Source organism: Pseudomonas sp. RL_105y_Pfl2_101 (assembly GCF_963970585.1).
Taxonomy (GTDB): domain Bacteria; phylum Pseudomonadota; class Gammaproteobacteria; order Pseudomonadales; family Pseudomonadaceae; genus Aquipseudomonas.
Genome location: NZ_CAXAPG010000014.1, coordinates 1 through 13,253 on the forward strand (window position 1 = coordinate 1; position 13,253 = coordinate 13,253).

General features: G+C 58.6%; 10 protein-coding genes and 2 pseudogenes. 7 read left to right on the forward strand and 5 right to left on the reverse strand.

Annotated elements, in window-relative coordinates:
• The first annotated feature begins 199 nt into the window (after positions 1 to 199).
• From AACY31_RS16375 to AACY31_RS16385, 3 genes are all read left to right on the forward strand, one after another.
• Positions 200 to 679 carry an Lrp/AsnC family transcriptional regulator gene (locus AACY31_RS16375; RefSeq protein ID WP_339478040.1) on the forward strand — a complete coding sequence of 160 codons (480 nt, stop codon included), beginning with the start codon at positions 200 to 202 and terminating at the stop codon, positions 677 to 679.
• A 130-nt stretch (positions 680 to 809) separates the two neighbouring features.
• Entirely contained in the window at positions 810 to 2,297 is a 1,488-nt protein-coding gene (locus AACY31_RS16380; RefSeq protein WP_339478043.1) for an NAD-dependent succinate-semialdehyde dehydrogenase, read from the forward strand.
• On the forward strand, positions 2,294 to 3,679 hold the full coding sequence (locus AACY31_RS16385) for an aspartate aminotransferase family protein (RefSeq protein ID WP_339478046.1): 1,386 nt from the start codon (positions 2,294 to 2,296) through the stop codon (positions 3,677 to 3,679). The genes AACY31_RS16380 and AACY31_RS16385 overlap by 4 nt, the downstream gene beginning before the upstream one ends.
• Positions 3,680 to 3,990: 311 nt before the next feature.
• On the opposite strand, the gene AACY31_RS16390 is transcribed toward AACY31_RS16385, so the two are convergent.
• Complete coding sequence (locus AACY31_RS16390; protein ID WP_339478047.1) at positions 3,991 to 4,425, reverse strand: YhcB family protein; 435 nt, start codon at positions 4,423 to 4,425, stop codon at positions 3,991 to 3,993.
• 147 nt (positions 4,426 to 4,572) lie between these two features.
• Here AACY31_RS16390 and AACY31_RS16395 point away from each other — a divergent pair, with 147 nt between their 5' ends.
• From AACY31_RS16395 to AACY31_RS28950, 4 genes and pseudogenes are all read left to right on the forward strand, one after another.
• Positions 4,573 to 5,202 carry an alpha/beta hydrolase gene (locus tag AACY31_RS16395; RefSeq protein WP_339478249.1) on the forward strand — a complete coding sequence of 210 codons (630 nt, stop codon included), beginning with the start codon at positions 4,573 to 4,575 and terminating at the stop codon, positions 5,200 to 5,202.
• Positions 5,203 to 5,226: 24 nt separating this feature from the next.
• A complete protein-coding gene (locus AACY31_RS16400) occupies positions 5,227 to 6,582 on the forward strand; it encodes a tryptophan--tRNA ligase (RefSeq protein ID WP_339478049.1) in 1,356 nt (451 codons plus the stop codon).
• 102 nt (positions 6,583 to 6,684) lie between these two features.
• Entirely contained in the window at positions 6,685 to 7,779 is a 1,095-nt protein-coding gene (gene zapE, locus AACY31_RS16405) for a cell division protein ZapE (protein WP_041476132.1), read from the forward strand.
• Between the two features lie 41 nt (positions 7,780 to 7,820).
• Positions 7,821 to 7,906 (forward strand): annotated as a pseudogene (locus tag AACY31_RS28950) (hypothetical protein); the annotation flags it as partial.
• A 12-nt stretch (positions 7,907 to 7,918) separates the two neighbouring features.
• Here AACY31_RS28950 and AACY31_RS16410 read toward each other — a convergent pair.
• The 4 genes and pseudogenes from AACY31_RS16410 to AACY31_RS16425 form a co-directional block, all read right to left on the reverse strand.
• Positions 7,919 to 8,911, reverse strand: coding sequence for an asparaginase (locus AACY31_RS16410; RefSeq protein ID WP_339504789.1), 993 nt, complete (start codon positions 8,909 to 8,911; stop codon positions 7,919 to 7,921).
• Between the two features lie 74 nt (positions 8,912 to 8,985).
• A complete protein-coding gene (locus tag AACY31_RS16415; protein WP_095974484.1) occupies positions 8,986 to 10,197 on the reverse strand; it encodes a hypothetical protein in 1,212 nt (403 codons plus the stop codon).
• Positions 10,198 to 10,212: 15 nt separating this feature from the next.
• Positions 10,213 to 11,100: a nitrilase family protein gene (locus AACY31_RS16420; protein WP_079302577.1), complete on the reverse strand. Its 888-nt coding sequence runs from the start codon at positions 11,098 to 11,100 to the stop codon at positions 10,213 to 10,215.
• A 198-nt stretch (positions 11,101 to 11,298) separates the two neighbouring features.
• Positions 11,299 to 13,244, reverse strand: a pseudogene (locus AACY31_RS16425) (flavin monoamine oxidase family protein).
• Positions 13,245 to 13,253 lie beyond the last annotated feature (9 nt).

Genomic DNA, 13,253 nt, shown 5'->3' on the forward strand with positions numbered 1-13,253 from the left:
CCCAAGCAGATCATCTGTGCAGCGATGCGCAAGCTACTACATTTCGTTTACGCCGTTCTCAAATCGGGTCAGCCATTTGACCCAAAATTTGCCCTTGCTCGATGAGGGGCAAGACGGTATCTACAGGCCCAGCAGGAGCAAGCTCCCTCGCCACTAATCGGTGTGATGTCTTCTGAATTGTCTGGAGAGCCCACGTCCCATGCACAAGCTCGATCGCTACGACCTCAAGATCCTGCAGATCCTCGCCGAGGATGGGCGGATTACCAAGTCGAGCCTGGCCGAGGCCATCAACCTGTCGGTGACCCCGGCCTGGGAGCGGGTGCGCAAGCTGGAAGCGGCGGGCCTGATCATCGGCTACCGGGCGCAGATCGATTGGGGCGCGGTGTTCAAGCGTCAGCAGGTGCTGGTGGAGATCACCCTGGCCCGGCACACCGCCCAGGACATGCGCCGTTTCGAGCTGCGCATGATCGGCGCGCCAGAAGTGGCGTTCTGTTACGCCACTGGCGGCGGTGTGGATTACCTGGCGATGATCCAGGCGCCGGACGTCGATGCCTATCAGCGTTTCGTCGACCAATTGCTGCTCGAAGACCTCGGCATCGAACGCTACTTCACCTACATCGTGACCAAGACCATCAAGACCGCCGGGGCCTTACCGGCGGCGTTGGCCGAGCTGTCCTGAGCACCGCAGAAAACACGGTTTACCGCCCTCGATTCAGAAAAAACCCAGGGTTTGCCCCACGCTAAACCCTCAATTACCCAAGCGCCGCTGCCCTAGCATGGACTCACGCACACGCTCTGGAGTGAACGTCATGCCTTTCCAACATCCGCTGCTGTTCAAAGCGCTTTGCTACATCGACGGCCATTGGGTCCACAGTGACAGCGGCCACAGTGTGGCCGTCCACAACCCGGCCACCCGCACCGTCATCGGCCATGTGCCGATGCTGGATCAGCCGCAGATCGTCGCGGCGGTGGACGCGGCGCATCGCGCATTCCCGGCGTGGCGTGAGCAGAGCCTGGAGACCCGGGGCGCACTACTACGGCGCTGGGCGGCACTGATCGTCGAACACAGCGAAGACCTTGCGCACATTCTCAGCCTGGAGCAGGGCAAGCCGCTAGCCGAGTCTCGTGGCGAAATCGCCTACGCCGCCAGCTTCATCCCGTGGTTCGCCGAGGAAGCCTGGCGGTTGTACGGTCAGAACATCCCCAGCCATATCCCCAGTGCGCACTTGGGGACAATCAAGGAACCGGTAGGCGTCTGTGCACTGCTCACGCCGTGGAATTTCCCTTCGGCGATGATCACCCGCAAGGCCGCCGCTGCCCTGGCCGCCGGTTGCACCGTGGTGATCAAGCCGGCCCACGAAACGCCTTACTCGGCCTTGGCGCTGGCGCAACTGGCCGAGGAGGCAGGCTTTCCTGCCGGGGTGTTCAACGTGGTATTGGGCGAGCCGCAAATGGCCATGGAAACCCTGGTCAAGGATCGTCGCGTACGCTCGGTGAGCTTCACGGGCTCGACGCGGGTGGGCAAGCTGGTGTTGCAGGCGGCAGCCCAGGACGTGAAGAAAGTCGCGCTGGAACTGGGCGGTAACGCGCCATTTATTGTCTGCGCCGATGCCGACCTGGCCTTGGCGGTGAAAGTCGCCGTGGAGGCGAAGTTCCAGACCTCGGGGCAGGACTGCTGTGCGGCTAACCGAATCATGGTGCAGCGTCCGGTGTACCAGGCATTCCTCAGTCGTTTTGCTGCCGCGGTGCGCGCCTTGCGCGTCGGGCCGGCCATGGTCGATCAACAGGAACAGGAGGTGGAGATCGGGCCGTTGATGCATCAAGCGGCATTCGATGCGACCGCTGACCGCGTCGCCGATGCGCTGGCCCTTGGCGCTCAACGCCTGGTGGGCGGTGAGGCCCATGCCTTGGGCGGGTTGTTTTATCAGCCCACGGTGCTGGCCGACGTCACGCCGCAGATGCGCATCTACCGTGAAGAAAACTTCGCGCCCATTGCCGGGGTGATGCCATTCGACACCTTGGACGAAGCCATCGAAATGGCCAACGACACCGAGTATGGTCTGGCGGCCTATATTTGTTCCAACCGCCTGGACCTCATTTATCCGCTGATCCGCCGTCTCGACCACGCCATGGTCGCGGTCAATGGCGTCAAGTTCACCGGCCACCCGATTCCCTTCGGTGGCATGAAAGCCTCGGGCCTTGGTCGCGAGGGTGGCAGCGAGGGCTTCGAGCCCTTTGTCGAAACCAAATATTTTTGCCTGCACCATCAAGGCCAGTTCCCAGGAGAGTCCGCATGAGCCAAGAACTCAACATGCTGTTCGAACAAGACCGTGCGCATTTCATGCACCCCTCGACCCACGCTCACGATCACGCCAGCGGCGCGCTCAAGGGGCGGATCATCAAGAGTGCGTCAGGCATTCGCATTCGCGACCATGAAGGCCGTGAGTTCATCGATGCCTTTGCCGGCCTCTACTGCGTGAACATCGGTTACGGCCGCACCGAGGTGGCCGATGCCATCTATAAGCAGGCCAAGGAACTGGCCTACTACCATACCTACGTCGGCCATTCGAGCGAGGCGATCATCGAGCTGTCCAGTCGCATCATGGACTGGGCGCCGGAAGGGATGAAGAAGGTCTATTACGGTTTGTCCGGCTCCGACGCCAATGAAACCCAGGTCAAACTGGTGCGCTACTACAACAATGTGCTGGGCCGGCCGCTGAAGAAGAAAATCATTTCACGTGACCGTGGTTACCATGGCTCGGGCATCTTGACCGGTAGTCTGACGGGGCTTGCGACCTTCCACCAACATTTCGACCTGCCGGTCGAAGGGGTCAAGCACACCGTGTGCCCACACTGGTATCGCAAGGCCCCGGCGGGCATGGACGAGGCGGCCTTCGTGCGCTATTGCACCGATGAGCTGGAAAAAATGATCCTCGCCGAAGGCCCGGATACCGTGGCGGCGTTCATTGGTGAACCGCTGATGGGCACCGGGGGCATCATCGTTCCGCCCGCCGGTTATTGGGATGCGATCCAGGCCGTGCTGAAAAAATACGACGTGCTGCTGATTGCCGATGAAGTGGTCTGCGCATTCGGTCGCCTGGGTTCGAAGATGGGCAGCCAGCGCTACGGCATGAAGCCGGACCTGATCACCACAGCCAAAGGCCTGACCAGTGCCTATGCCCCCTTGTCGGCGGTGATTATCGGCGAAAAGGTCTGGAGCGTGATTGAAAAAGCCTCCCAGACCGAAGGGGCCATGGGCCATGGCTGGACCTATTCCGGGCATCCGATTTGCGCGGCGGCGGCACTGGCGAACCTCGACATCCTTGAGCGGGAAAACCTCACGGCCAACGCCGAGGATGTTGGCGGCTACCTGAATCGTCGCCTGCGTGAAACCCTTGAGGGGCATCCGCTGGTGGGCGAGGTGCGCGGTGACGGCATGCTGGCGGCGGTGGAGTTCATGGCCGACCTTGAACAGCGCACGGCGTTCGACTCGGCACTCAAAGTCGGCCCGAAGGTCTCGGCCGCCTGCCTGGAACGCGGCATGATCGCCCGCGCCATGCCCCACGGCGACATCCTGGGCTTCGCCCCGCCACTGATCCTGACCCGCGAGGATGCGGACCTGATTGTCGACATCACCAAAGGTGCTATCGATCAGGTGGCAGGTGAAGTGTTGGCTTAAGCCCGCTTTAAATGTGGGAGCGAGCCTGCTCGCGATAGCGGTCTGTCTGAACCGGCGATGTTGGATGTGCTGGCGCCTTCGCGAGCAAGCCCGCTCCCACAGAAGATTGTCAGTAGTCGCAGGATTTGTGTTCACTACGACCAAACTGTGGGAGCGAGCTTGCTCGCGATAGCGATCTGCCTGAATCGGTGATATTGGATGTGCCGGCCTCATCGCGAGCAGGCTCGCTCCCACAGGGGGGATTTTCTTGAGCCAATAAAAAGCCCGCCCGATCATGTGATCGGGCGGGCTTTTGGGGTGTTGCTTGGCGATTACTTCTTCAAACCGTAATGCTCATCGAGCATGCCGGGCGAATTCGGGGTCTTGGGGGCGTAGTCCCGGGGCGGTTCCTGATCCTTTGGCGGGGTCAGGCGTTCCCGTGGAACCTGCGTCGAATCGGCGTGCAGGGCAGCCAGCAGGCGTTGGCGAGTCTGCTCGTCCAGGGCTAGGCGATTGGCACCCTCGGACAAATGATCCTGGACTTCCTGGTAGCTCTGGGTGAGTTTTTTCACCAGGGATGCGGTGCTGTTGAAGTGAGTGACCACTTCATTCTGATAACTGTCGAAACGTTCCTGGATGTCGTCCAGCTGACGTTGCGTGCTGTTGGGCACCGCGTTGGGCAGCAGTCGGGCAAGCAGGAATCCAATGGCGACACCGGCAACCAGGGCAAGAGTCGGCAACAACCAAACTAAGAGCGAGTGTTCCACGAGTCCTTCCTCTATAAACGGCTTTGCTTTACGTTAACGGCTCGGACCTGCGCTGTATACCGCGAAGAACATCGCAATCATGCCAGGCACAGACTTTAGCTAGACGAGTCGACCCTATTCGAGGTCACGGAGTTCTTTCCCTTGCTTATGCGCGAAACCCCTGTAGTCATCGATGGCCCGGTGGGCCAACTGGAAGCCTTGTACCTGGACAGCGAGGCTCCCCGTGGCCTGGCGTTGATTTGCCACCCGAACCCGGTGCAGGGCGGGACCATGCTCAACAAAGTGATCTCGACCCTGCAACGCACCGCCCGCGATGCTGGCCTGGTTACGTTGCGTTTCAATTATCGTGGCGTGGGTGCCAGTGCTGGCACTCATGACATGGGCACCGGCGAAGTGGACGATGCCCAGGCTGTCGCCCAATGGTTGCGTGAAAAATACCCGCAATTGCCCCTGACCCTGTTCGGTTTTTCCTTCGGCGGCTTCGTCGCCGCCAGCCTGGGCGGGCGTCTGGAAGCCCAGGGTCAGGCGGTCAAGCACCTGTTCATGGTGGCCCCGGCGGTGATGCGTCTGGACGAGCAGTCGCCCTTGCCCACGAAGGGGGAGTTGACCGTGATTCAGCCGGAAACCGACGAAGTGGTCGATCCGCAGCTGGTTTACGAATGGTCCGACACGCTCCAACGCCCCCATGAGCTGCTGAAAGTGGCAGAATGCGGACACTTTTTTCATGGCAAGCTGACCGATCTCAAGGATCTGATCCTGCCTCGCCTCTCGAATTGACAGCAGTCTGACAAGCGATAACCCATGACGACGCGTACCCGTATCCTGACCGGCATCACCACCACCGGCACCCCGCATCTGGGCAACTATGCCGGCGCCATCCGTCCGGCGATCCTCGCCAGTCGCGAGAACAACGCCGATTCGTTCTACTTCCTGGCCGACTATCACGCCCTGATCAAGTGCGATGACCCGCTGCGTATCCAGCGTTCGCGCCTGGAAATCGCCGCCACGTGGCTGGCCGGCGGCCTGGACGTGGACCGCGTGACGTTCTATCGCCAGTCCGATATTCCCGAGATCCCGGAGCTGACCTGGCTGCTGACCTGCGTCGCCGCCAAGGGCCTGCTCAACCGCGCCCACGCCTATAAGGCGTCGGTGGACAAGAACGTCGAGGCCGGCGAAGACCCGGACGCCGGCATCACCATGGGCCTGTACAGCTACCCGGTGTTGATGGCCGCCGACATTCTGATGTTCAACGCCCACAAGGTGCCGGTCGGTCGCGACCAGATCCAGCACGTGGAGATGGCCCGCGACATCGGCCAGCGCTTCAACCACCTGTTCGGCCAGGGCAAGGAGTTCTTCACCATGCCCGAGGCGCTGATCGAAGAAAGCGTCGCCACGCTGCCGGGCCTCGATGGCCGCAAGATGTCCAAAAGCTACGACAACACCATCCCTTTGTTCAGCAGCGCCAAGGAGATGAAGGAGGCGATCTCGCGGATCGTCACCGACTCGCGCGCCCCGGGCGAAGCCAAGGATGCGGACAATTCGCACCTGTTCACCCTGTTTCAGGCCTTCGCCACTGCCGAACAGTCCGCGGAGTTTCGCAGCGAACTGCTGCAAGGCCTGGGTTGGGGCGAAGCCAAGAACCGTCTGTTCCAGTTGCTCGACAGCGAATTGGGTGAATCGCGCGAGCGTTATCACCAGTTCATCGAGCGTCCATCGGACCTGGAAGACATCCTGCAACTGGGCGCAAAAAAAGCCCGGGCCGTGGCTACGCCGTTCCTCACCGAACTGCGCGAGGCCGTTGGCCTGCGCTCGTTTGTCAGTCAGGTTCAGGTGACCGCCAGCACCAAGAAGAAAGCCACCAAGGCTGCCCGCTTCGTCAGTTTCCGCGAAGACGACGGCAGTTTCCGCTTCCGACTGCTGGCCGCCGACGGCGAGCAACTGTTGCTGTCGCGCAACTTTGCCGATGGCAAGGCTGCCGGCCAGGTCACCAAACAACTGCAGGCCGGCCAGCCGCTGGATGTGCGAAGCGCCGACCTGGGTTTCAGCGTCTGGCTCGACGGCGAGTGCGTGGCCAATAGCCCAGCCTTTGCTGACAGCGCCGCCCGGGATGCCGCCGTCGATGCGTTGCGCGTTGCCTTGACGCCTGCCCAGGACTGATCCCGGCGCATCACTCGACCATCGGCCCGAATACGGGCCGATTGCCATTCCTCTGGGCCATCGCTACAGTGACGGCCCGTTTTTGTTGCCTTGCTAACGAATATGACGCCCCTAGAACGATATCAAGCTGATCTGAAACGCCCGGAGTTCTTCCACGACGCAGCCCAGGAAACGGCGGTGCGGCATTTGCAGCGCCTGTACGACGACCTGGTCGCGGCGGCGAACAACAAGCCCGGCCTGTTGGGCAAACTGTTCGGAAAAAAAGACCAGGCTCCGGTCAAGGGCCTGTATTTCTGGGGCGGCGTGGGCCGTGGCAAGACCTACCTGGTGGACACCTTCTTCGAAGCGTTGCCGTTCAAGGAGAAGACACGGACGCACTTTCACCGCTTCATGAAGCGCGTGCACGAGGAAATGAAGACCCTGGGCGGCGAGAAGAACCCGCTGACCATCATCGCCAAGCGGTTTTCCGACGAGACCCGAGTGATTTGCTTCGATGAGTTCTTCGTTTCCGACATCACCGACGCCATGATCCTCGGCACCTTGATGGAAGAGCTGTTCAAGAACGGCGTGACCCTCGTCGCGACCTCGAACATCGTGCCGGACGGCCTGTACAAGGACGGCCTGCAGCGGGCGCGTTTCCTGCCGGCCATCGCGCTGATCAAGGAACACACTGAAATCGTCAACGTCGACAGCGGCGTCGACTACCGCCTGCGTCACCTCGAACAAGCGGAACTGTTCCACTTTCCGCTGGATGCCGCTGCCCAAGAGAGCCTGCGCAAGAGCTTCCGCGCCCTGACGCCGGAATGCACCCAGGCCGTGGAAAATGATGTATTGGTCATCGAAAATCGCGAAATCCGCGCCGTGCGCACTTGCGATGACGTGGCCTGGTTCGACTTCCGCGAACTGTGCGACGGCCCCCGCAGCCAGAACGACTACATCGAACTGGGCAAGATTTTCCACGCCGTGCTGCTGAGCAATGTCGAGCAGATGAGCGTCACCACCGACGACATCGCCCGTCGCTTCATCAACATGGTCGACGAGTTCTACGACCGTAACGTGAAGCTGATCATTTCGGCCGAAGTCGAACTCAAGGACCTCTACACCGGCGGTCGCCTGACCTTCGAATTCCAGCGGACCTTGAGTCGCTTGCTGGAGATGCAGTCCCACGAATTCCTGGCACGGGCGCATAAGCCGTAGGGAATACGTAAATACAGGCCCAGCGATTGCAGCGATGCTGTTCATTCAAGGCAAGTAAAGAACCGGTAGCGCGGGAGCTGGCTCCCGCCGAGCTGGGCAGCAGCCCCTCTCGCTACAACGACTCAGGTAAGTCTCAAGGCTACTGAAACTGGATGCCCTCTTTCAGATAGCGAGCCAAATCATTCTGTCGCTGGCAACCAATCAGTAGCCACAAGAGAATCCTGGCTTTGCGTGGACAGGTAAAGCCAGCCATTGATGCGCCTCGGCGAATCAAATCCATCTCGCCCCCCTTGAACCCGTAAGTTGAACGAGCCGTGGATCCTGATCCGCAGCGAGTTGCAATAATGACTGGGATTTTTTTGGCAATGGCATCAACCGGCGCAGTCCAGGTTTCAGAAAGGTGTCCTGCACCGAAACCGGCGATGACTAACCCGTCGTAGCCCAGCGTGAGAATGTTTTCCAACAACAGGGTGTCGGCGGACAGTGATGCTTGTAGCAAGGCAACTTTTTGTGTCGTTTGCTTCGGTAACGGCAAGACGTTGCGTTGCAGCGTCGGACGTAGGTAGTGAACGTTGCCTTCCAATAACAGACCGGTCGGGCCCACGATCGGTGAAGAAAAAGCCTGTAATGCCATCGAATCGGTTTTGCGAACAGCCTGCGCCGAATGAATCTGCCCGTTCATGACCACTTGAACACCACGCTGCCGGCTGCTCTTGGCCAAGCCAACCCGGCAGGCATCCAAAAGATTCCCCGGCCCGTCGGCGCCTGCCTGGGTTGCCGAGCGCATTGCGCCGGTCAGGACCAATGGTTCGTCGTGGTCCCATAGCAGATCGAAAAATGTCGCAGTTTCTTCCAGCGTATCCGTGCCTTGAGTGATGACAATCCCCACGGCACCTTGCTCGATTTGATAATTCGCCCAGCAGAGAACGCTCAATAAAAACTCGAAATCCAATGATGCGCTGGGCAACATTCCCAGTGTTTCGACGGTGACATGTGCCTGCGTCGTCAACTCCGGTACCGAAGCCAGCAGGGTTGCGCCACTGATGGTCGGGACTATTCCTTCTCCGGCGGCCCGGGCCTGCATGCTCACGGTACCGCCGAGTGACGCGATGGCCAGCTTGGGTAGGTCCATGTAATACCTCACTTTTGTAATGAGAAATGGCTGTACCCGCCTCAAGGTCGCAATACAGCCATAGGATGATGGGGTCAGTGGGTTATCAGAAATCCGATAAACGGAATGATAAGAAGGGTACTGATAGCCATGGACAGGACATTGGCGATGAAAGCGTGCATGTCGGCGGGTAACCGTTTGGCAATTGCGCACGCCAGCGGCGGCGCAATCAATGCACCCAGCAAAGCACTTGACCCAATCACCAGCCAACTGCCGCCGTAGGTCAAAATCGCCGCAGGTACGACAGATACCAACGGAATGTAGGTGGGATACCATCCGCGCAGCATCCACTGGCGACGCCAGATCATCACGCCCAGTGCCGAGGTCAGTGCTTGTGCGCCGATCAATTGGGGCAGCAAGCCCGAGCCGTAGACCGGGCTCATCGGGCTTAAGGTGTAAGCCAGCAACGCGCCCAGTATCAGTCCGAGGCTGGCCCATTCATTACCGAAGAACGGCGCTTCGGAAAAGTCTGCCAAGACCCGGCGCAAACTCCAGACGACACCGTAGTCTGGCGCCTTGGCTGTAGTGGGCAGCGATTGCGGTTCGGATGCTTTTCCGCACGTTTGCGACTGCATCAGGCTCGGCAGGTGGCGACACAGTAGAAACGCAATGACGCTGGCCACCGCCATTCCCGAGACATTGCCGATAACGACCGGCAATCCCAGTGGATTGCAGACGTAGTTGACGATCAACAAACACGCAGGGGTGACCAGCAAGGCGCCCATGATTGCGCCATTGACCGCTACCTTCCAGCCGCCGCCAAACATCAGCACCATCGCCGCGGGTAATGAAACGAAAGCTGCAAACGTGGGCTGCCAAGCTGTGGCTGTCACGGTCCAACCCCACAGAAGGTTACTCAGCAAGAGCCCAAGCAATGAACTGGTGACGAGCCACGGCCAAAGACCGCTGCCATAGCAGATGGAAAAGCCTTGCCAGGCTTTTCCTGTCCGATTGGCCCGGTACGCGAGATATGCTCCGGCGAGCAGTCCGATAGAGGCAAACTCATGTTTGTAGAACGCGACCTCGCTGATATCCCCCAACACCCAGCGTAACCAAGCACTTGGCTGCGGCAGGTTGGATACCATGTGGCTGTAGTCTGGCCAGTGGGCGGGCCAGGAGGCGCGGTTCGTGAACGAAAGCCAGATCACCAGCGCTATCGCGCCGAGCATTAACAGGATGATGGCGATATCCAGCGGTGATCTGGCGGTATGCTGGCGTTGGTCGAGCTTTTCGCTTGTAGTTTCCATTGATTCGCTCCCTTATCAGCGCGGCAGACAAGGGTGCTGGGTATAACCGAGCATTTGATCGTAAAGATCGGCTCGACGATCTCGGTGCAGGTCATTCAAATTGTTCCAGATGGCAGCGCTACGGGAACTGGTCAGGTCAATATCGGCAAAAAGAACTTCTTGTTGGTCAGCGGAGGCTACCGCGCTGATCGGCCAGCCGTTGGTGCCTGCGATCAACGAACAGCCCAGATAACGAGCACCTCTCTCTTCCCCTATGCGGCTTGCCGCTGCGATAAATACGTTGTTCACGTGCGCGGCTGTCATCGTCAGGTACGACGCCATGCATTTGCCGGCGTCATCGAATAGAGGCGGTGGTGTCCAGACCCAATTGTTCAGGCTGCAAATGATGTCCGCGCCTTGCTGGCTGAGAATTCTCGGTACTTCCGGGAACCAGATGTCCCAGCAGATCAACAACCCAATGCGGCCTATTGGCGTTTCGAATACTGGAAAACCCAGATCGCCTGGCGTGAACCAAAGTTTTTCCAGGTTCCATAAGTGTGCTTTTCGATACTTGCCGATAAAACCGTCAGGCCCTACCAGAACGCCAGTGTTGAAGAGGCGCATGCCCTCGCGTTCCGTCAAACCGGCCACCAGGTAAACCTTGTGTTGACGGGCGAAGTCCATCCAGGCCTGCACACTCTGCCCGCCGGGGATTGATTCTGAGTGTTCGAACGCATCCTGCCGGTTGCTGAATAAATAGCCGGTGTTTGATAGCTCGGGCAGAACGATGAGGTTCGCTCCACCGTTTACCGCATCCAGGGCCAGCGCAAGGCCACGGTGCAGATTCTCTTCACGATTTTTTATACCGACCTGGGGGTCGAATTGCACAACCGCTACACGAACAGGACTGGTTGGCTCGTTCATTTTCGTAAACCTCTTTTTATTGTTATTCACGCTGTTTAATGGCGTGTTCATAAGAGGTGAAACGGGCGCGGAGCGTAAGTCAGCCGTTTCCTTTTGGGCTGTAGGGCATCTCCCAAGATGAATGTGATGAGCCCTTGGCAGTAGGAAATGAAGGCGGAGCCAGTGCACGTCGTGCATGGCTCCAAGGGCAGAGTGGCGTCAGGGCGCGGTTCTGTAGTGCGGATAGTCGCTCATGGAAAAACCACCATTGAATATCGCGGCGGTTTTGTTGCAGATATGAATGACTGCGTCGACGGCGCCTCGAAAGCAAGGCTCTGTCCAGCCCGCATCCACTGAAAATGACTCGCCAGAAAAGTACAGGCCTGAATGATGTCCGAAATCCCTGTTGTACTTCATCAGGCCCACGGCATCGTAGTAGGTGCCAGGTCGGTATAGCTTTGCACAACCCAACGCATTTTTATCGGTCATCCACCGTTGGACCACGGCTCGATCGAGCCCGATGTAGGGAGAGATTCTCTCGCGGACATTGGTGCATTTCATGAGTATTCGATCCAGCTCTTTGGCGCACTTGGTTACCAGCTCCTTGTCGGTGAAGGAGGCGAGCTTGGTTGCGTCGTCTTCCCACGTGTAGCTCAGGAGAATGCAGTCATAACTGTAGTTATCGTTGTAGCGGTAGGTGTAGACGTCGTGAATGAAACTGTCGGTGACGATGGCCTGCGGAATTTTGCTGTTTTTCGAAAGGAATGATTTTTTCAATGGCGCAAAGACCTTGCAACTGGTCTCCCAATGGGCTGTTTTATAGGCATTGATTGTCTCGAAGGGCAGCATTTGCGGCGTGAAGTTTTCAAGCTCGATCCGAGTTTCGATCAGCCAGGAAGGTAGCGTCATGATGACGGAGTCGAAATCCTCAAAACGGTGTTGGGTCTGTTCGGGTTGGCTGTATTTCCAGTTGTAGTGGACGCGCGTCTTTTGGTTGGCCAGTTTTACCAGTTTTGTTACTGATGAATCCGTGAGCAAACCATTGTTTCTTTCGCGGCAGTGTTCGTAGAAAGACTTTCGAGTTTCATCGGTTTTCATGAATAGCAGGCACTCGTCCAATGCCGCGAGCCCGATGTAGCGGGGACTGTCGAAAATCAGGCCCTTGGAGTCAAAAACCGCTTCGCTATGCAGGTAGGGCGAGGCGAGCGGGTCACCCGTCGAGTCCACCCGACCATGAATCAGTTGCAGGTGACTGCTGAATCCAAAGATGGCGGTACGCAGGGGATAAAGCGAGCAGACGTCATAGAAGGCACCCCAGCTGCCATCGCCTATGCCAATCGCATAAAAAATCGCCGACTCTTCCAGGGACATTCCCATGCCGCCAAAGTCCCCCGGTGAGCGCTCATCCCAGGTTTGCAAGGCCGGCATAGTCACCAAGTCGCGAAACGAAACGCTTTCGTACTTTGCAACAATGGCGGCCCACATGGTTTCCCATCCCTCGCTGGCGTAAACCTCTGCGACGTGTCGAGTCATGCGGTCGGCAAAGGCTTTCCACTTGGAGTAGACTGCTGCAGTTCCTTGCCGGGAGGCGGTGTGTGACCGTCTTCATTCTTCCAGATTTGCATTTGCGGAGTCGGTTCACCGCCGATGCTGCCCTCACGCAGGTAAATACCTGTCGAGTGGACCCATTGGCTTCCTGGATTGGCGAAATCTGAAGTCGATAAGTCAAATGCCTTTGTGTAATAAGCCATCATCGACCGCCCTTCTGTCGGCGGCTCATCCGCCCGGTTAAAGAAGGGCATGCGCATCGCACCCATCTCAAAGGGTGTATGGCTCGCGGTGGAATGTTTGCTTCCGGGTACGGTCAGGTGCCTGCCGCCTATGCGCCTGGATTGCTCCATTAAGGTTATGTGGGTGAATCCGCAACGATAAAGCTCTCTGGCGGCAGTCAATCCGGTGATGCCGGCGCCTATGATGCAAATTCTGTGTCGTGGGTCAGTGGCCTTGGCGATGCCATTTTTTTGCTCGACCAGCATTCGGTAGTCGAAGCACAAATCGGGTGGGTTAGGAAAGCGAGCCGACCACTTGTTCTTAGCCGAACGTTTGGTTCGGGCGACCTCCTTGGCGGCAGCGGAGGGATAGTTGTAACTTGATCCGATGGTCATTATTGCTCT

What these genes read in the sequence shown, in the direction of transcription:
- AACY31_RS16380 (WP_339478043.1), top strand. Translation starts at nt 810, where the DNA reads ATGCCTTTCCAACATCCGCTGCTGTTCAAAGCGCTTTGCTACATCGAC.
- AACY31_RS16400 (WP_339478049.1), top strand. Translation starts at nt 5,227, where the DNA reads ATGACGACGCGTACCCGTATCCTGACCGGCATCACCACCACCGGCACC.
- AACY31_RS16395 (WP_339478249.1), top strand. Translation starts at nt 4,573, where the DNA reads ATGCGCGAAACCCCTGTAGTCATCGATGGCCCGGTGGGCCAACTGGAA.
- AACY31_RS16385 (WP_339478046.1), top strand. Translation starts at nt 2,294, where the DNA reads ATGAGCCAAGAACTCAACATGCTGTTCGAACAAGACCGTGCGCATTTC.
- AACY31_RS16415 (WP_095974484.1), bottom strand. Translation starts at nt 10,197, where the DNA reads ATGGAAACTACAAGCGAAAAGCTCGACCAACGCCAGCATACCGCCAGA.
- zapE (WP_041476132.1), top strand. Translation starts at nt 6,685, where the DNA reads ATGACGCCCCTAGAACGATATCAAGCTGATCTGAAACGCCCGGAGTTC.
- AACY31_RS16420 (WP_079302577.1), bottom strand. Translation starts at nt 11,100, where the DNA reads ATGAACGAGCCAACCAGTCCTGTTCGTGTAGCGGTTGTGCAATTCGAC.
- AACY31_RS16375 (WP_339478040.1), top strand. Translation starts at nt 200, where the DNA reads ATGCACAAGCTCGATCGCTACGACCTCAAGATCCTGCAGATCCTCGCC.
- AACY31_RS16410 (WP_339504789.1), bottom strand. Translation starts at nt 8,911, where the DNA reads ATGGACCTACCCAAGCTGGCCATCGCGTCACTCGGCGGTACCGTGAGC.